Origin of the sequence: Micromonospora sp. NBC_01699, assembly GCF_036250065.1 — a bacterium.
GTDB lineage: Bacteria > Actinomycetota > Actinomycetes > Mycobacteriales > Micromonosporaceae > Micromonospora_G.
The window spans coordinates 7910252-7928207 of record NZ_CP109199.1 but is presented as its reverse complement, the minus strand read 5'-3'; the positions used below and the strand labels follow the sequence as shown (position 1 = coordinate 7928207).

The following is a 17956-nucleotide window of genomic DNA, read 5'->3' as shown; positions in this document are numbered from 1 at the left end:
TTAGCGCATCCAGATCAGGCGCCGACGAGGCGGACTGACATGGTCGACAGGCTGAAGTTTCGGTTCGCGCCGCTGGTCTGGAAGGCCCAAAGCTGGATGACGTCGTTCTCGGCGCACACGATCTCGATCGCAACGTTCATCGGGTCGTTCTGCGCCGGGGTGCTCGCGGGCCGTTTGAACTCGGCGATGTTGTCGCCGTTGCGGTGCACGCCCATGGAACGAACCCCGGTGGCGTTTCCGTCGAACGAGCCGGCGGCGGTGACGAGGTAGGTACCGGCCCGCCTGATTACGACGTCGGTCCCGCTCGACCACATGCCGCCGACGTTGCGCGCGGCGGTAGCCCAGGGGATCGGGCTGCCGGAACCGTTGCTAGCCACGGTGAACGCGGATGGGCGGGTAAGGACGGCATGAGCGCCAGAAGTAATCGGGCCGTCGACTTCGAGCGAGCCGAAGACCTCGATGTCACCATAAAAACTGGACGTTCCCTCGACGCTGAGACTGGGCTTGCTCGGGTCGTCCTCGTCGCCCCAGAAGCCGGCCGTTCGGCCCTCGAACGACGAGGCGTGGACGCTCCCGTCGTTCCAGACCTGGAAATAGATCATGTAGTACAACTGACCGTCTTCCGGGTCGACCTCGGGCCGTGCAAGTTCCCAGTCACCCCCGAGAACCCAGGAACAGCCGTTGTCGGAGGTTAGCCAGTAGTAGCCGCTGCGGATCTCCAGCGTGCCGCCGTAGCCGTCCGACCCCATGAAGATTTCGGCGGACCCGTTGCCGTTGATGTTGGGTCCGCGAATCACCGTGGTCACGTCCTCGTCGACGAGCGCCGTCCGGATTGTTGCGGGGGTAATGACTGAGTCGTCTACGTCCGCCGGGCGCATGTCGATCGTTGCGCCGCTGGCCGGGTCGTCGTAGACGTGCACGTAACTTCCGTCGGTGTCCGCGACGATCAGCTCACCACCCGCGAGCGTGATGCCCGTGATGGTCTGTGCCTTGATCTCGCGGGCCGTGATCGCGTCGGCCGCGATCTTCCCGGCCGCTACGGCGTCGGCCGCGAGCTGCGCGGTCTGGACGGCACCCGCGACGATCTTCGGCGTGCTCACGGCGTCGTCGGCGATCTTCGTCGTCGTCACGGCGCCGGCCGCGAGCTTGGCTGCGGTCACGGCGCCGTCCGCGATGGCGAGGTCTTTCGATATCTCTTCGGCCAGCTCGGGCGTGACCGCGTTCGCGATGATGCGGGCGTGTTCCTCGGCGGACACGGCGAACGAGCCGTCAGGCTGTCGGCCGACCCGGATTACCGGGACGCCGGCCGAGTCGTTGACGACCAGTGCGCCGCCGTCGATGCTTGATCGCGGCATCTGCGCGGTGCGCTCGATCGCGGTCAGCCGGCGGCGTAGGTCGGCCAGCTCGCGGGCGAGCGCGTCAGCGGATGTCACCTCAGATACCCCCGTAGGTGAATGCGTCGGACCGACGCAGCAGAAGCCGGGCGCGGTCTTCTCCGATCAGTGACCACCCGGTGATGCGCTCCCAGAGCGCGACTTCGCCGAGCCACGGAAGCTCGGCCTGAATCAGGACGTCGTCGCCGACCTGCCATGACCCGATCGGTGCGTTCGGGTGGTTGATGAGGTCGACCGAGGCGACTTCGAGGACGTTCCGGCGGATCGCCAGCTCGCCTCGGGCCAGCGTCGTCAGCCGGTCCTTCGAGGTGACTGACTTGTCGGCGTACACGGAGATGCGGCGTAGCCGGCCGTCCCGCTCGACGACATCGGTCGCGACGGCCGCCCGGCCCTCACCCGCGCCCAGGCCGTGAATCCCGTTGGCGTACTCGCCGCCGTCGCGGTCGACCGCCACGACCGAAGTCACGTTGTCGCCCTGGACGAACGCCAAGTCCTCACGCCGACGGCCGATCCGCGGGTAACCGATCCGTATACGGTGCGCGATCGTTGAGGGCCCAGACCAGGCGTGTTCCTCGGCGTAGTCGAACCGGCCTTCCTGCGCGAGGGTGTCCAGCTCGCCGCCGCAGTCGGGGGCCTCCCACCAGTTCAGCGCGTACGGCTCATCGGTGGTACCGAGGCGAGCGGGCGTGGCCGTGCCGTCCACCACGACGCCGAGGTTTCCGTCCGGGCTGCCCTGGACGTGGGACCAGATGTGCCGGAAGGCTTCCGCCGGGTCGACGCTCGGCGATGCCCAGTCGCCCAGGTACGGCAGGCCGTGCGGGTAGGTCGTGAAGCCGGCGGCCTCGACCTCCCACGCCGGGCCGTTGAAGCCGGACCGGACGACGATGCCGCCCCAGCGAATTTGCCCGTCGGCTTCCGCATAGAGCAGGGTTCCCCACTCGTCCAGGACGAGCCGGCCGTCCGGGGCGCGCAGTGCGCCGACGTCCGGGGCGATGGTGCCGCGCAGGGCGCCGGCCCCGGACAGCGCCCAGGTCAGCTCGTCGCGGGCGAGCGGCACTTCCCAGTGCACGAACTCCCCGGTGAGTGCCCGCTGTGCGATGTACCGCCAGACGGTCACTCGGGTACCTCGACGAACTCGATGTCCGTGACGATCGTCGTCGCGTCGTACGCCTGAAGGGTGCCGTCGAACGGGGCAGCCGGGCCGCGATACGTGGCCGCGCCCTGAACGGCCACGGCCTGCGTGGTTCCTCGGTACGACGCGGGAACGCTCAGGACATCGGCCGTCATCATGGTCTTGTCCAGGGCGTCGAAGGTCGTGACGCTGTTCGTGTCGTAGCGGGTGTCCTGCCCGAACGTGGCTCCGAACCGGTGGCGGATGATGCCGTCTACCCGGTTGTTGATCGCGACGACGCCCGAGAGCGTCGTGATGATGCGGACCTGTGTTGCCCAGGCAGGCACCTCGACGGATTTCACGGCCACCGTCGGCCAATCGCGGTACGCGGCTTCGGTGAGGTTGTCGGCGGTGCTCGGCGACGAGATCAGGACCCGCCGTTCCCGGCGCGGGTTCGCCACCTTCCGCAGGTCGACGATCATCGCGTCCGTGGCGGTGCCCGTGCTGGGCGGGAAATCGATCCGGGCGAGCGCGATAGCGGAGTAGCCGAGGCCGAGCTGAGCGACGGTCCGCGTGTTCGCCGGCACGTTCGGGACGACGCGTGTAAACACGTACGGGCCGACCTTGGCGTCCGTCGGGTCCTGCCACGGCTCGCCGGGCATGGTCGGGTCTTCGATTCGGGCGACAACGAGATCCGACCGGTTGCCGCCCGATCCGGTCGGCGTGGTGGGGACGGTGTCCTCACTGATCAGGCGGGCCGCGTACGTCTGGAACGCCCCACCGGTCGCCCGGTTCAGGATCGAGCAGGCGCCGGGCATGACCCGGACGCCAGCACCGGGCACGGACAGCGCCCGGACCTTCAGGTCCCCGACGCCGAGAACGCCTTCGTTGCCGTTCAGTGCGCTGTACGCGAGCAGGCGGGCGACCTCGGGGCTGTGTTCGGCGCCCCCGCCGACGAACCAGGGGACGGAATCCCAGGCCATGTTTAAACACGCTCCCTATGGGGTGGTGAAGGTCTCGCGCCACGCGAAGCGCAGGAAGGCGGTACCGGTCTCGTCGGTGCCGCGAAGGGCCAGCTCGTACGGGCCGGGCGGGATGGCCGAGGCGCCCAGGCGGACCGACCCGCGCGTCAGAGAGCCGGCCAGTGAGCCGCCGCCGTTGATCTCGACCAGCCGCCGCCACGGGCGGGTGTCGACCCACACGGTCCGGTCGTAGGCGATGGTGGTGTTCAGCTCGACGCGCCAGAGTCCGACGATCTCGACGACCGGGTTCGTGATGGGGCCGTGGACTTCCAGCACCGACCAGGCCGGCAGCTCGCCGCCGATCGTGACGCCGATCGACCGGTCAGAGTTGCCGGTCGTGGTCAGCGGGGACGCGAGCAAGCCGGTCAGCCCACCGCCAGCCGGCGGGGCGAGCGTCACGGTGCGCCAGTTGTCCTCGGGGCTGTACCAGAGGTCATCGACCGTGTCGAAGTCCGCGACGACGGCGAAGATCCCATCTGCCGCGTAGGTCTCGATGACCGCGAATCGGCGTGGCCGCCCGTAGGTAACTCGCTCGCGGCCGGCGTACCGGACGCGCAGCTCGGCCACGGCGCCCGGTACGGTCCGGACCGCGTCGGCCCGCCACGCGCGGGCCAATTCGGCGACGGTCCGCCGAGCGGTGGCCTCGTCGGGGCCGAACACCCCGAGGTCGAACGAGATCGTCGTACCGCCCCGGAAGTCGACGCCGAACCCCCGACCATCGGACCGGGGCCGATCGTCGTCGTCGGCCCGTAGCGCCGCGTCGCCCAGCGCCGGAGCCGACATATTCACGATCGGCGAAGCCGCGGTGCCCCACGTGATCGAGGTGCCGGGGTAGGACAGCGTCCACTCACCGTCACGCATAGACGCCCCCTCGGCGAATGCGCCGAAGCGCGAAGTTGACCTCGTCGAGTTGGTCGCGGACCGAGTCGGTCGACGAGATGGTGAGCGAGCCGATCAGCGGCCCGCCCGAGCTGGCCTCGTCGTCGCCCGGCTTACGCGGAACGGTGCCGACGTTGACGCTCGCGGCGTCCGGAATCTGCGTCAGGGCCGAGACAGCCTTCGTGACCTTCCCCGCCCGCTGGTTGATGCCGAGCGCCATGCCCTCGGACACGTTGCGGCCCAGGGCAGCGAAGACCCGGCTCGGCGAGTGGATGCCGAGGGCGTCCTTCACGAACGAAGGCAGCTTGTCCGTAATCGCCGCGCGGACTGCCGAGATGATGCGGCCGGCGTTGGACTGGACACCTCGGATGAAGCCCGAGACGACATCGGCGCCGATCGAGACGAACCGGGAGGCGAGAACGGACACGGCCCCGATCGCCTTGTCGCGCAACGAATCGAAGCCGGTCACCACGGACGACGCGCCGCTGACCACGGCGGAACGAGCGCGCGACATCGCCAAGGTGAAGCCGCTCGCGACGGACGAGGCGAGGCCGGACACCGACGCGCCGACGCGCCGACCGAGGTCGGCGAACCACGATGCGACCGAGCCGGCCCAGCTACCGACGGCCCGGCCCGCTTCGGCGAGCTTCGAGCCGATCAGCGAGACCAGCCCGCCGAACAGGCCCACGGCGAGCGCGCGGACGGCCTCGGCCGCGCCGACCAAGGTCGACTCGATCGCCCGCCAGACGCCCGCAAAGATCGTCTGTACGCCGGTCCAGACGAGCGACCAGTCCCCGGTAAAGATCCCCTTGACGATCTGCCAGACGCCCTGAACGACGGTCAGGAAGCCCGAGACGATGCCGATCACCGCGCCGAAGACGAATTTCACGGCCTCGACCAGCGGCGGACCCAGGAATCCGAAGACGGTCTTCAATGTGAGGCCGAGAACGCCCAGCGCGGGGACCAACGCGTCGATCATCGATCGGATCGCCGCGCCGGCCTGCCCGAGCAGCGGGGCCGCCTGCACCCCGAGCCACTGAAGGGCCGGCATGATCTCGGCCTGAAAGAAGGAACCCAGGAACCGGCCAAGGTCGGCGAAGGTCGCGCCGATGGCCTTCAGGCTCGGGGTCAACGAGGCGAAGTAGCTCTTCAACCGGAGGATGCCGGTCCCGAGCCGGGTCAGCGGGTCGACGTACTTCGAGGTGTTGCCGAACGCGTTGTCCAGCAGCTCGCCGAACCCGTACGCCGCGTCATCGTTGGCCGGGTCGAACAGCGTCGAGAACGCCCGGCCGATCGTCGGGAGCTTGCTCGCCCCCGAGGTGAGCGACTTCATCGCCGGGGCGAAGCCCTTGTTCAAGACCTGGACGACGCCCGTTATCGCGGGTAGGAACGCCTGCCCGAGCGTCGCCTTCGCGTTCTCCCACTGCGCCGTCAGGATCCGCTGTTGGTTGGCGAGGCCGTTCGACGTCTTCGCGAAGTCGCCTTGCGCGACGGTGCTCTGTCGCATGATCGCGGCCTGAGCCGCTAGCACGCGCTGTTGCGGCGTGAGGGCGTTCTTCGTGGTCTTGATCAGCCCGAGGCGTAGGGCTTCCTGTCGAAGCGTCGCGTCGTCGAGCAGCACGCCGTACGCCCGCAACGGTTCGGACTCGCCTCGCAGGCCGGCAGTGATCGCCTCGACGGCCTGTGTTGGGTGGGTGTTGTAGAAGCTCGCGAGGTCGGTCGAGAGCTGGACGAGCTGCGTCGAGAAATCGGCGTTCGCTGCGCCGGCCAGCCCGGCGGCCTTGCCGTACACGCCGAACATCGCGGCGGCGTTCTGGACGGCTAGGTTGCTCTGCCCGAGGCCCGAGGCTCCGGCCTTCGCGAAGTCCATCACCGAGCCGGTCGCCGTGCCGAAGACCGTATTGAGCTTGTTCGCCGCCTCGCTGAGGTCGGACGCCTGCGTGATCGCGTCCTTCAGGAAGCCGCCGACCTGGACACCCGCGAAGACGGCCGCCAGCGGGCCGGCGAACTTGCCGACGCCTGCCAGCAACGCCCCGCCGAACGCCCCGCCGGACTTCTTCCCGGTCGCGTCGAGCTGCGGATCCACGTCCTTGCCGAGGGTCTTACCGAAGTCCTTCGTGGACGGAATGATTTGGAGGGTCGCCCAGCCCACGCGCGTACTCACGACGTGGCCTCTCTTTCTCGCTTCAGGCGTTCGCGCTGCGCCTTCAGGCGGGCGAAGGTGTCGGACGCGGCGACGTCGCTGACCTGCTGGTTCGGCTTCGGCCGTAGCGGGTGCGTCTCGCCGGTCAGCGCGCCGTACAGGTCGGCGAGCAGGACATCGGTAGGAGAGGTGCCGAAGGGGACGCCGTGCTCAATCGCCCAGCACGCCGAGGCTGGCGGGAGGTGGGCGACGTAGGCGTGTAGCTCGCGCCAAGACAGCTCGCCGCGCCAGAGATCCGCGAGCCGGACGCCGGGGTAGTACCGAGCGAGGTCGGCTTCCAGTGCGTCCGGGTGCTCGCGGACCAGGGCGACGAGCTGCGTCAGTTTGGGGTACCAGCCGCCTTTTGGATCGTCTCGAACAGCGCGGACAGGTCGCCGACAGTGCGCTTCGTGCCGCGCGGCTTGAACTTCGCGTACTGCTCGGGGCCGAGGATCAGCCGGATACAGGTGACGAGGTTGCCGTCCTCGAACGCCTCCATCGCGTCGAGATCCCAGCTCATCGCCGGGTCCATCTCGTACGAGACGTCCTCGTGGGTGAAGGCGATCTTCACGCCCAGGGCCTCGGCCTTCGCGGCGCTGCGTGCGGTCATCGGTACTCCTCAGGTCATCGCGGAGGCGCGGAGAGACGAACCCCGAGGACGTCCGCGCGGCGCCCTCGGGGTTCGGGTGATGCGTGCAACGTTGAGCGCATCAAGCTGTGGGAGTGAACAGCCCGGCAAGCTCGGTGTAGAGGGTTGCGTCAGCCTCGGGGTAGAGCGTCACGAGGAACGTGTAGGCGGTCAGCTCGGTCTCGCTTTCCTTGACCTCGCCGTCTACGTCGGCCGTCGCCCGCTTGACGAATCGCCGGGTGCGCTTCGTGCCGTCGCGCAGCTCGAAACCGATCGCGAACTCGCGGTTCTCCGGCACCTTGACGAGCGAGGTCGTCACGCCCTCGCTGACCGTTCGGGTGCTTCCTGGGTTGGCCAGCTCGTACACGACGTCGTTGTCTTCGAGGGCCACGAAGGTCACGGTCCGCTTGTGCTTCGAGCGGGTCTTCCGGATGAGGATTCCGCCCCAGCCGTAGAACTCGGACTCCTCCATGTCCCGCGCCCAGGTGAAGCCCTCTTCGCCGTCCAGGATGCCTACCGGCTCCCAGTCCACGGCCCAAGCCGTCGCGAGGTCGGTCGGGAACGCAGTCCCGACGGGTGCAATGTAGACATCGGCGCCGCCCCAGAGGCCCGCCTTCGTCGGGTCGCCTGCCATGCGAACTCCTTCAGGTGATGTACGGCCGCAGGCGTGCGGCAACGGTGGTCGAGCAGATCGGCCGCCCGGTGTCCGGGTCGGCCGCCGGGAGCGGGCCGGTGAGATGGCCGAAGCCTCGGGCGTCCGGGCCGCCCTCGTAGCCGAGCAGCGTCGCGAGGATGTCGCCGGCCAGCTCGACGCCCGCAGCCTCGGACTGGGCCCAGACGGTCACGCGTACGGTCGATGTCGCCTCGACCGGGTAGCGCACCTTCGTCGCGTCGGTCCGGACGCACCCGTAGGGCAGCGCCGGGCCGTCGCCGGCCGCGAACTCGTCGGGAAGCTTCGTCCCGAACGTGACGCCGGGATGCGCCGGCCGTAGTACCGCGAGGGTGGCGCGCATCGGGTCGGGGAAGCGAACCTTCACGACTCGCGGACCTCTAACCCAGCCGCGCCGGCCGCTCGGGTCAGGACTCCGTACTTTGCTTGGGCGCCCAGCCCGCCGGGGTGCGCGATGTCGACGGCCGCCGCCGCACGGTCGGTGGTGTACGTGCTCACGCGGACGGTCATCTTGTGCTTTGTCACGGCCGGGTGAGCGGCGACCTCGGCCCGGACGGACTCGGCGAGATCGCCGATTTCGGCCGCCACCTCGGCGGACTTCAGGACCGCCTCGATACCGGAGTGGTCGAGCTTCAGCTTCGAGCGGTTCACGCGACCCTCCGGATGCTCAGGTAGGTAGCGGTGGGGTCCATCCGCCAGCCGCCGCCCGCTGTCGGGCGAAAGAAGCCTTCGACGTAGTCACCGGCGACGAACTCGGCCTCGAACGAGCCGGCCCCGCCGAACGGCTGGCCGAGGACGTTCTGTCCCTGGCCGACGCCCACGCCGATCGTGAAGCCGCCCAGAGCCGCGCCAGCCGAGTTTTTCCGGGCCATCGCGTAAAGGGTCGCGTTGCTGGGCTGCGTTTCCGGGGCGATGAGGACGATTGAGAACGTCAGCGTGTAGAAGCCGGTCTCGGCGATCGTGACCCGCGTCGGGACGTCGGGCGTCCACATGCCGGAGTCGACGTGCTCGGGCATCGCGAACGCGAGCAGGTTGTAGGTGTTGGTCTGCCAGGGCTCGGGGTCCGGGTTGGCGACGTGCACCTTCGCCCGAGGCATCGACGCGGCGCCGCCGCCCGTTCCGGGCGGACCCTGCGGGCCGGGGGGACCTTGCGGACCCGGCTGGCCGGGCTCGCCCTGGTCGCCCTTCGCGCCCTGCGGACCAGCCGGACCGATGCCGCCACCCTCGCCACCGTGGGCCAGGACGAACGCCTCGGACGCGGCCGGCGAACCGTCCGGCAGAACGAGCGGGCCGGTCATGGTGTCGCCGGACCGGCGGACGGCGAACTCGGTTGGCTGCGCGTCGTCCAGGGCGACGACCTGAGCGGTCTTCAGCACCGACTTACTCGGCGAGCGGGCCTCGGTCACCTCGCCGTTGATCGCGTACATCCGGCCGTTGATCAGCAGCCGATCGCCCCGGACTGCGTCGGCGTTGGCCCGTAGGTAGCAGACCTCGCCGGACAGGAACCCGGCCGTCGGGATCGCGAGCGGGTTATCCCATGAGCCGTCTGCGTTTCCGTATTCGTCGGCGCCGACTGACCGCAGGATCACGACCTCGTCCGGGAACCTCACGCGAGCCTCCCGAACGGGAACTCGTCGGCAGGCGGCGAGCTGTAGGCCGAGGGAGTCCGGACCGTGTAAACGCCGTAGCTTCCCGAGCCGACCCGCGCCGCGCGCTTGACGACGTCCTTCTCTGGCCCGAGCAGGTACACGGACGTCGCGCCCTGGGCGTACTGGTAGGAGTAGGAACCGACGCTCTCGCCCTGGTAGCCGTCCGGGTTCCGGTAGCTGCGTAGGGCCGCCGTCACGACGACCATCGCGACGACCGCCGGGGCCTGGGGGGTGACTCCGTCCTCGGCTACCCAGTCCTTCGCGGCCTCGGCCCGGACGAGCGCCGAGGCGTCGTCGAGCGCCGCCCCCGCGCGGACCAGGTCGGCGCCAGTGATCGCGCCCGGTGCAAGACCTAGGCGCTTCTCCATGTCGCCGACCGTGGCGAGCGAGGGCAGGCTCATACGAACTCCTTCAGGTGCGATGAACGTTCAACGCATATAAGTCAGGCGACCGGGGTGGAGGTCTTCACCCGAAGCGCCGGGGTGACGAGCGAGGCGACGCCGTCCTTCCCGAGCCGCTGCACCTTCATGGACTGGCAGCCGGCGTAGGTCTGGAAGATCGAGCGGTCCTTCAGGACGGACGAGTCGTAGTCCTTGACCCAGGTCAGCGCGAAGCCGTTCTCGGACTGGGAAGTGCTGAACGCCGCGCCGTCCGGCGGGTATGGCGCGCGGATCGCCAGGGTGAAGGCGTCCCGGCCGTAGAAGACGATCTCGTCGTCTTCGAGTCGGTTGTTTTCGACGGTCGTGAAGCCACGCACCCGGCCGACGTTGGCGTTCCGAAGCGCCTCGGTGCTGCCCGACTGGCTGACATCGGTGATCGCCTGCGCGTCGACCAGCTCGGAGTAAACCCCGGTCCCGACGGCCGCCCAGAGACCATCGGCCGGAAGGCCCAGGTCCCGCAGCACCTTCCGGGCCTGGGTGAACGAGAGGTGCGGCTTTGCCGGGTCGTAGGCGATACCCAGCGTCTCGGGGAGGGCCTGCATGGTCTCGACCACGAGGTTTTCCAGGTCCTCGACGATGCCCCGGACCTGCGGGACGGTCACCTGCCGACTGAAGTCGGCGATCTCCATCCGCATCTGTACGTCCGAGACGTCGACCGCGCTGTAGACGTGCTCGGTCATCGTGACCGGGATGGTCGACTCGCTCACGGTGTCGGTGGTGATCGCGGTACCGTCGGCGGTCAGCTTCCGACGCCGGGCCTTCAGGGTCGCAGGCACCCGGACGTTGACCACGGTGCCCTTTCCGCCACCGAAGCTGTCCTCGTAGTCACGGTTGATGGTCGCGGCGAGAACGAGGTCATCCCGAACCAGCGCAATCGCGGTCGAGAGAACCTGCTCAGGGATAACGAACTCGTTCGGCATTGCTACCTCTCAGGGTCAGTAACCGCGTGCCGCACGGGCAACAGCGGCGGCGTCGAAGTCGTGCGAGTCGGCGTCGGCCGCCGCACGGCCCGGCGTGAGCCGGGGCTTCGGGAGACCCGGAAGCGGGTCGGTGGTGGTCTCGCCGGCCGCGAAGTCAGCGGCCACCTTCTCGGCGCTCGCCTTGATCTCCTCCGGGGTCTTGCCCGAGACGTAGCCCGCGAGGTGCGCGGGGACCTTTGCGTCGGCAATGGCGGCACGCTTCGCGGCCTCGATCGCCTCGTTCCGCGTCTTCGCCAGCTCGGCCGTCAGCTCGGCGAACTGCGCCTTCACGTCGTCGGCCGGCGGGGTCGAACGCTTCGCCTTGACCTCGGCCAACTCGGCGCGAAGGTTCTCGATCAGGCGGGTTGCGCGTCCCTCGTCGTACGGCCCATCCCAGGGCGACGCGGCCGGCGGGGTGGGCGGGGTGCTACCGGCGTTGCCCGGCGTCAGCTCGCCCGTCTGGGCGGACTCGGTCGCGGGCGGGGTGGTGGGCTCGTCGGCCACGGGTTGTCCTCCTGGGACGGGTTGGGGTGCGGGTCCTGCCCGCGTAGGGGTGGTGCGCTAGCCCTGAGAGGGTGCGTGAGTCGTTCAACGCACCTCGGCTAGGTAAGAGGGAAGGCCGCGGAATGCTCGTAGCTCCCAGGGCCGTTCTAGGGGGGTGCGCGGGCTATGCCGCTGCGCGTTGCTGGGCTTCGTACGCGCGCCGGAAGGCGTTGATCGCGTCCCTGCCGCTCTCGCCCTCGGTCGCGCTCTCGTACAGGGCTTCAAACTCCCGAGCCTTGCCGGGCCACGGGTCGCCCTTGCTGTAGACCGCGACCGGATGGCACCCGCACTTCCCGTGATACCTGCCCTTGCGGCCCGTCGCGGACTGGTCCGACTTGTAGACAGGGCCACGGCTCGCTAACAGCGCACAGAACGAGCAGGGGTTCCCATCGGTGACCCGCGCCCAGCCAAGGGCCAGCCGGTCGCGTGCGGTCATGGTGTCGATCGTGTCCCGCCCAGCGTTCGCGGTCAGCCGGAACACCGCGCCGGCCGTCGTCGCGGCGGCCTTGCTCATGGCGACGGAGATCGGCTCGCCCCGGATGATCGCGCGCTTCACCTCGACCGGCCCCGTGACCAGTGCGACTGTGGTCATCTGCTCGGGCGGGAGCGCGCCAGCCAGCAGGACCGGCGGTGCGTCGGCGAGGACTTGCATAGCCTCGCGGTGGGTCAGGTAGAACTGACCACCGGTCGCGGCCATGCGCTGCCGGGCGTCGTCCGTGATCAGCGCGAGGACGCGTAGGTAGGAACCGAACGAGCCGTCCAGGTTCGCCGGATCGAGCAGGGCGTTAAAGGCCACGACCGCCCGGCTCGCCGCCTCGCCCGCGATCTGCGCCTGAGCGAGGCGGTACAGCTCGATAGCCTGCGTCGGCGTCAGCTCGGCCACGGATTACGCCGCAGCGGCAAGGGCCGCAGTAGGCACGGCCGCAGTGGGCAGGGCCGGCGTTGACTGCCGGGTCAGCGCGTCCGCCAGCGCCGCGAGTCCGTCGCTGGACGTCGCCATGCCGCGCCACCGCTGAATGTCGGTGTCCGTCACGCCGGGGATGCGCTCCCATGCGGCCTCGGCCGGCACGGCAAGCATCGTGACCATCTTGCCCAGGGCGTCGACCGCAGCCGCGAGGCTTCGCGCCTCGGTGTCGCGCCAGCGGACCTGACACGAGATGTCGCCAGCCGACGTCTTGTCGCCAGCCGCGAGGGCCGCGAGCCGTAGGGTCTGCTCCCAGCTCTCGCCGAAGATCGTCTCGTACTCGCCGATCTTGCGCTGTGTCGCGGCCTCAGCAGCGGCCAACGCATCGGCCGAGAGGTTGACCAGGTCGCCGAGCAGGACATGGGGGGAGAGCTGCGCGATAGCGGCCAGCGTCCGCACACCCGAGCCGTACGTTTCGAGGTGCCCGGTGACGTCGGTCTGATCGAAGCTCCCGAACTTGGCGTCCGGCGAGTCTGAGACCCACAACCGATCTACGGCCGCCTCGAACGGCTCGATCGGCTGGCCGTACAGCGGTGACGCCGGGTCGTCGATCGTGGGGATAGCCAGGCCGGTTGCCCAGCGCTGCCGGAATGACGCGAACTGAAGTGCCGCGAGCAGCGAGAAGACGGCCTCGCTGATGCGGTCCTGAAGCACGAGCAGCGGGGCGATAACGCCGACGTTCTGGCCGTCCAGCCGGTCGCGGAACCGCGACAGCGGCGTCACGCCCAGGCCGTGAGTGTCCGAGCGGACGACGGTCAGCTTGCCCGAGTCCTTCGGCCGCGCGAGCAGGTGAACCGCCTCGCTGTCGAACAGCTCGTAGAGCCGCGCGCCGTCGGCTGACCGGCCCTTGACCCGCAGGCCATGAATCGGCCAGTCATCGTCGTCGTCCTCGTACATCGCGATCGTTTTCAGAGGCGTCAGCGGGCGGATCATCGGCGCCTTATCGCCGGGCAGGACCACGACGTAGGACGCGCCGAACTCCAGTGCGCCACGGTGCGGGATGGTCTGGCGGGCGTCGAGCCGGTTCGCCTGCCAGTACGACCAGGGCGCGGCGTTCTCGGTCGCCCGAGTCGCGCGGTACCCGTCCACGAACAGGCCCTTCACGTAGGTCTCGCTGATCAGCGGGAGCCAATTCGTGATGGACTTCTGTGCGAGAGACTTGTACTCGGCCTTCGCGCCCTTCGGCATGTACGGCAAGTCATGATCGCCGCGCAGGTAGCGGGCGACCTTGCCCGCTCCCCGGCTGCGGTCCTGCGTTTGCGTCCGGTGCTCGCCGATCAGTTCCTCGGCGAGGCCAGTGATAGCGCCGTCGGTGGCAGGCACGAAGGGGCCTCCTTCCGAGGCGGGTCAGAATCCGTAAAGGCGTCCGGATCGCTTCCGGCGCTTGCGAAGGACGTCCTCGGCGAGGACGCGGGAACGGGCCATTCGGGCGAGGACCAGGGCCGCGAGGGCATCGACCTTCTTCGGTGACTCGCGGGTTTCCTTGCCGAAGGAGATCCCCCAGCGGTTCGGCCGCCTGCGGCCGTTGAGGACGTGCCGGCGTAGGGCCTGGGCTCCGTCCGTGCCGTCCGCGAGGACGTTCGGGCCGTGCGGCACCTCGCCGTCGATGAAGGCCCGGTGCAGGGACTCGACCGCGCGGACGGTGTCGCTCTGGTGACCGCGCATGTCCCACGCGACGGTGTGACGGGTCGTGGCCTTGACTAGCAGCCGGTCCCCGTACAGCTCGCGCCAGCGGTCGACGTCGGTTTCCCATAGCGCTACGTCGCTGAAGAAGGCGATGACGTCGAAGCGTGTAAACGCGTTGTCGACCAGGTCCCGGACCGCTTCCTGGTCGACCTCCCAGCCGACCCCGGATGGCCCTTCGGGCTTTTCCCAGAGGCCGAGCAGGTAGGGGGCGCCGTCGCTCACCCGGACCAGGACGAGCGCCGAGCTGTCGTCGGTCCGGCCACCGTCGAAACCGAGGCAAACCGTCTCGCCGTCGACCAGCGGGGCCAGGTCGTCACGCCGGTTTGCGTCGTACTCGTGCGGGGCGAGCCAGCTATCGGAGGCGGCGACGATTTGGTTCAGGTAGAACCGGCGCGACTCCTCGGGCGGGGTCGACGGGTCGTAGACCTCTTCGGCGATGCGTTCCAGGTCGACCCAGGTCGAGTCACCGTAGGCACATGCCAGCCCAGCCATGAGCCGATCGCGGTCGGACAGGTCGATGTCGCCCGGCGCCTCGCGGGAGTCGTACAGCAGACCGGCCGCCCGCGTCCGCTTCTCCCGCATCGCCAGGTACGCGAGGTAGGAGACTTCGGCGATGCTGTCGCGGCCGGGCGCGTGCGCGTTGGTGGTCTCGATCATCCGAGCCGCGCCGTCGCGCGACTTCGCGAGGTTCCGGGCGATGACCCGGAACAGCGCGTGCCCGCCGTTGGATTCGGTCCAATGGTGCGTTTCGTCTAGGACGGCCATGCTCGGCCTGGCACCCTCGGCCGAGGCGCTGGCCGTGGTGATCGGCTGAATTTTTCCGCCGCCTGGCGTGAAGATCCGCGTCTTGCCGATGTCCAGGCCCGCGGCTTCGACGAGGCTCGATCCCTCGACCATCGAACGAATGGCGGCCATCGTGTTTTCGGTCTGCGTCTCCGAGACACCCGCGATCACCACCCACGGCGCCGGGTGCGGCTTGCCGATGGGCTCGCCGTCGCTGCCCCAGCCGGCGAAGCGGACCGGGCCGCACAGCTCGGCGAGGCAGATAGCGCCGATGAACGGTGACTTGCCCCAGCCCTTCGCCCTGCGGAGCACCGCGCGCCGGTAGATGAAGCGGCCCCTGCCGTCCACGGCGTAGAACCAGAGGACGAAGTTCAGTTGCTCGCGGGTCATCCGGTACGGCTCGCCGGCTTCGTCGCCGTCGGGCTGAAGTAGCCAGCCCTCTACCCAATCGATGACGCCCCAGCCGAGGGAGCGCACCGAGCCGTCCATCGGGAACGCGGGGACGGTCGTCAGGGCGTGCAGTTCGACCGCCTCGCGGGCGGCCTCTCGTGCGTGGGCTTTCAGCTCTGCGTCGGCGAGTGCCTGCGCGGTCACGCCAGCCGGCGACGAAGTTCGTCGCGGGCCGTGTTGATGTCGGTCACGCCCGGCGGAAGCTCGGCGCCTTGGTCGTCGTCCTCGTCGGCGACCCGCAGGCGGGCGCGCATCCGGTCGACGAAGGTCGCGCCGAGGCGTTCTTCGTTCATGCGGATCTCGCCGAGCGCCGCAGCGGACGGCCGGCGGAAGTGCGCCTCGACGATCGGGGCCAGCATCGCCAGCCGCAGCCAGTCGGTTGACTCGAACACGGCCGCCTGCGGGGAGCGCCGCCACACGTCGTACCAAGCCAGAACTTCCGGGCCGAAGACCCGGCCACCGGTCAGCTCGGCCAGCTCAGGGCCGCGCAGCTCGTCACTGCGGGGAAGGACGGTCTCGCCGTGCGTCGGGGTGTTCCGGCGCCGTCGCTGGCCTTCCGGCTTGCTCGGGTGCATCGTGCCTCGGGACACGGCGTGACCTCCCTTCGGGCGATGGCTGTGAGTAGTGACGAGTTGACAGACTGATTGCGTGACGAGTGAACGAGAGACCTCGCCCGACCAGGGCGGACCTGCGGACCAGAATTCGCAAGCGCCGGCTATCGAGGTGTCTGTCAGCGGAACGGGAGGTGTTTGGGCGGGCGGGAACACCATCGGCGTCGTTCTCGTCGACGTCGTCGTGCCGGTGCTTGCTAGCGGCGCGGCGGGGCTGGTCGCGCGTGAGGTTGTTCGTCAGATTGGTGAGACCACCCGCGAACGCCTACGCCAAGACGGACAGACAGCACGGGCACTCATCCGCCGAGGGACGCCCGAGGAAGAGAGCACCGCCGCCGAGCCGCGCAGCGAGGAACCGGGCGAGGGCTAGCCCGTCCGTCCCGCTCAGTAGGGTCGGGGAGTGAAGGCATTACCGCAGCTCAGAGAGGCCGGGTGGCTCTACGCCGAGGGATCGGACATCCCGTCGGCGGACGTCCGGCTCTGGCAGGACATGGCCGAGCCGTGGGGGTGGGAGGTGCACCTCAGCGATCCCGCTCGGGAGCCGATGCAGCGAGCGCGGTACGCCGACGAGGCAGAGGCACGCGCCGAGCTGGTGAGGATTTACGCCGAGGGGGCGAGTCGCGGAGTGTGGCGCGTGACGCGGCCCGAGCCGCTGTTTCCAGCGGAAGATTCAAGGCCGTCTTGACCGAGCGGCCACAATCTCCTTATGGGCGATGGCGGCAAGGGTGACGGCGGCGATCAGCAGGGCTCCGCATCCCCAGAGGAGACCAGCTTTATCCCGGCCGGCACCTGGCAGACGAGTAGGAACTACCACGCAGGCGCCTTGACATTCGTGCTCGGGGCAATCGAGCCTTACAAGGATCTTGTTACAACCGTTGGCGCGGCAGCGATCAGCGGCGTTATTGGGAACGCCGCCTACGACGCCCTTATGAGTGTTGCCTGGCGTCGGTGGAAGAAAGCTCCAGAGCAGCTAGCGCTTCTGACGACGAACGAGGCGTTAACCTTCGCTACAGCTGCATTCCGCGTGGCTGCCGAGCGTCGGCCAGACGCCGTACCGCCGGTGACGGGGGGTGCCCAGGCGGAATCGGACGGATCGTGGCGCTTCGAGGTTCATGAGAGATTCGAGAAGTGGGAGATTACTTTGCCACCTGGCTACCCTCGGACGGGACGAATCTCCGTCAAGAGGACTAGCCGGCCAATTCCACCGTGACCGCTGGGTAGGCGCACGACCTGTATGCCCGTACAGGCAGGCAGACGCTATGCCGTCCCGGTGAGCAGGCCAGAGGGGGAGGGGCCACCCCCCACCGCTCAACGACGTCCCCCAGATCGATCAGCTTCTTGATCAGCGCTGGTCACAGCGCGCCAGGATGAGACTCAGGCTTGCGATAACGCGAGGGCGTCGGCGGTCGTGCGGCGTTGCCTTCGGCCGCTGTCTTCTGACCGTGATGCCATCGGCAGATGGCCTGAAGATTCTCGGGCTCGTGGTTATCGCCAGGCTCGATGTGATCGACCTCGCCGGCAGGGGCCAGGCACCGGGGGCCACTTTCGAGGGGCACCTGACAGCGGTACTGGTCACGCCGCAGGATGCGCAATCGCCGTACTGCCCAGTCCGGGGGCAGGCGGGAGGCTCTGTCTGATCCTTCCCAGGCCACGCCTGCCCCCAGTCACCCCCCGGTGGGGTCAAAAAGGAACGCCCTGTGGCACTCCATCCCGAACCGGGAGAGCGCACGCCCAGGGCGTAGCCAGTGGAAAACGCAGCGGCCCCGCTGTTCAGCCGGTCCCTAGGGGCACACCGGTCGTGATCAGCGGGGCGCTTGCAGGTGGAGGGGCCTAGGGGCGTGTAAACGCCCTTCCCCCCTAACTAGTTAGTGTGCCGAGACTGGGACACGCGACGACCTGCTTCCCGGACCGCCATGCATTCGCGGCAAACGATCTTCAGTCCGTCGCCCTTGCTCGCGTCCTCGGCGAACGCCAGCGCCGGAAGG

19 protein-coding genes are annotated in these 17956 nt (G+C 69.0%); 2 read left to right on the top strand and 17 right to left on the bottom strand.

The annotated features are described in order from the left end of the window. Window positions 1-14: 14 nt before the first annotated feature. The 17 genes from OG792_RS32855 to OG792_RS32775 all read right to left on the bottom strand — a co-directional run bounded on the left by OG792_RS32855 (window position 15) and on the right by OG792_RS32775 (window position 15950). Window positions 15-1433, bottom strand: coding sequence for a hypothetical protein (locus OG792_RS32855; protein WP_329105524.1), 1419 nt, complete (start codon window positions 1431-1433; stop codon window positions 15-17). Between the two features lies 1 nt (window position 1434). Beyond that, a complete protein-coding gene (locus OG792_RS32850) occupies window positions 1435-2511 on the bottom strand; it encodes a hypothetical protein (RefSeq protein WP_329105522.1) in 1077 nt (358 codons plus the stop codon). Further along, window positions 2508-3488, bottom strand: coding sequence for a hypothetical protein (locus OG792_RS32845; RefSeq protein WP_329105520.1), 981 nt, complete (start codon window positions 3486-3488; stop codon window positions 2508-2510). Before OG792_RS32845 ends, OG792_RS32850 begins: the two co-directional genes overlap by 4 nt. A gap of 15 nt (window positions 3489-3503) precedes the next feature. After that, window positions 3504-4388: a hypothetical protein gene (locus OG792_RS32840; protein WP_329105518.1), complete on the bottom strand. Its 885-nt coding sequence runs from the start codon at window positions 4386-4388 to the stop codon at window positions 3504-3506. Then, window positions 4381-6570 (bottom strand): phage tail protein, encoded by a 2190-nt coding sequence (locus OG792_RS32835; RefSeq protein ID WP_329105516.1) that lies wholly within the window; start codon window positions 6568-6570, stop codon window positions 4381-4383. The genes OG792_RS32840 and OG792_RS32835 overlap by 8 nt, the downstream gene beginning before the upstream one ends. Before the next feature lie 358 nt (window positions 6571-6928). Continuing rightward, window positions 6929-7198, bottom strand: a complete 270-nt coding sequence (locus OG792_RS32830; protein ID WP_329105514.1) for a hypothetical protein — start codon at window positions 7196-7198, stop codon at window positions 6929-6931. Between the two features lie 100 nt (window positions 7199-7298). Next, window positions 7299-7850, bottom strand: coding sequence for a phage tail tube protein (locus tag OG792_RS32825; protein WP_329105512.1), 552 nt, complete (start codon window positions 7848-7850; stop codon window positions 7299-7301). Between the two features lie 10 nt (window positions 7851-7860). Further along, window positions 7861-8253 carry a hypothetical protein gene (locus tag OG792_RS32820; RefSeq protein ID WP_329105510.1) on the bottom strand — a complete coding sequence of 131 codons (393 nt, stop codon included), beginning with the start codon at window positions 8251-8253 and terminating at the stop codon, window positions 7861-7863. Next, the gene (locus OG792_RS32815) at window positions 8250-8537 is read right to left on the bottom strand and encodes a hypothetical protein (RefSeq protein ID WP_329105508.1); all 288 of its coding nucleotides are present in this window, start codon (window positions 8535-8537) and stop codon (window positions 8250-8252) included. Before OG792_RS32815 ends, OG792_RS32820 begins: the two co-directional genes overlap by 4 nt. Continuing rightward, a complete protein-coding gene (locus OG792_RS32810; protein WP_329105506.1) occupies window positions 8534-9496 on the bottom strand; it encodes a hypothetical protein in 963 nt (320 codons plus the stop codon). Before OG792_RS32810 ends, OG792_RS32815 begins: the two co-directional genes overlap by 4 nt. After that, window positions 9493-9936 (bottom strand): hypothetical protein, encoded by a 444-nt coding sequence (locus tag OG792_RS32805; RefSeq protein ID WP_329105504.1) that lies wholly within the window; start codon window positions 9934-9936, stop codon window positions 9493-9495. Before OG792_RS32805 ends, OG792_RS32810 begins: the two co-directional genes overlap by 4 nt. A 41-nt stretch (window positions 9937-9977) precedes the next feature. Further along, window positions 9978-10895 carry a P22 phage major capsid protein family protein gene (locus OG792_RS32800; RefSeq protein ID WP_329105502.1) on the bottom strand — a complete coding sequence of 306 codons (918 nt, stop codon included), beginning with the start codon at window positions 10893-10895 and terminating at the stop codon, window positions 9978-9980. 15 nt (window positions 10896-10910) lie between these two features. Beyond that, window positions 10911-11438, bottom strand: a complete 528-nt coding sequence (locus OG792_RS32795; protein ID WP_329105500.1) for a hypothetical protein — start codon at window positions 11436-11438, stop codon at window positions 10911-10913. Window positions 11439-11601: 163 nt separating this feature from the next. Then, window positions 11602-12360 (bottom strand): VG15 protein, encoded by a 759-nt coding sequence (locus OG792_RS32790; RefSeq protein WP_329105498.1) that lies wholly within the window; start codon window positions 12358-12360, stop codon window positions 11602-11604. Window positions 12361-12363: 3 nt separating this feature from the next. Further along, window positions 12364-13764: a phage portal protein gene (locus tag OG792_RS32785; protein WP_329105496.1), complete on the bottom strand. Its 1401-nt coding sequence runs from the start codon at window positions 13762-13764 to the stop codon at window positions 12364-12366. Window positions 13765-13788: 24 nt separating this feature from the next. After that, window positions 13789-15504 (bottom strand): terminase, encoded by a 1716-nt coding sequence (locus tag OG792_RS32780; RefSeq protein WP_329105494.1) that lies wholly within the window; start codon window positions 15502-15504, stop codon window positions 13789-13791. Further along, entirely contained in the window at window positions 15501-15950 is a 450-nt protein-coding gene (locus tag OG792_RS32775) for a phage terminase small subunit (protein ID WP_329105492.1), read from the bottom strand. The genes OG792_RS32780 and OG792_RS32775 overlap by 4 nt, the downstream gene beginning before the upstream one ends. A 58-nt stretch (window positions 15951-16008) precedes the next feature. Between OG792_RS32775 and OG792_RS32770 the strand changes: the two genes are divergently transcribed. Both OG792_RS32770 and OG792_RS32765 read left to right on the top strand, forming a co-directional pair. Next, window positions 16009-16341, top strand: coding sequence for a hypothetical protein (locus tag OG792_RS32770; RefSeq protein ID WP_329105490.1), 333 nt, complete (start codon window positions 16009-16011; stop codon window positions 16339-16341). Window positions 16342-16677: 336 nt separating this feature from the next. Beyond that, window positions 16678-17181, top strand: a complete 504-nt coding sequence (locus OG792_RS32765; protein WP_329105488.1) for a hypothetical protein — start codon at window positions 16678-16680, stop codon at window positions 17179-17181. The last annotated feature ends 775 nt before the right edge of the window (window positions 17182-17956 follow it).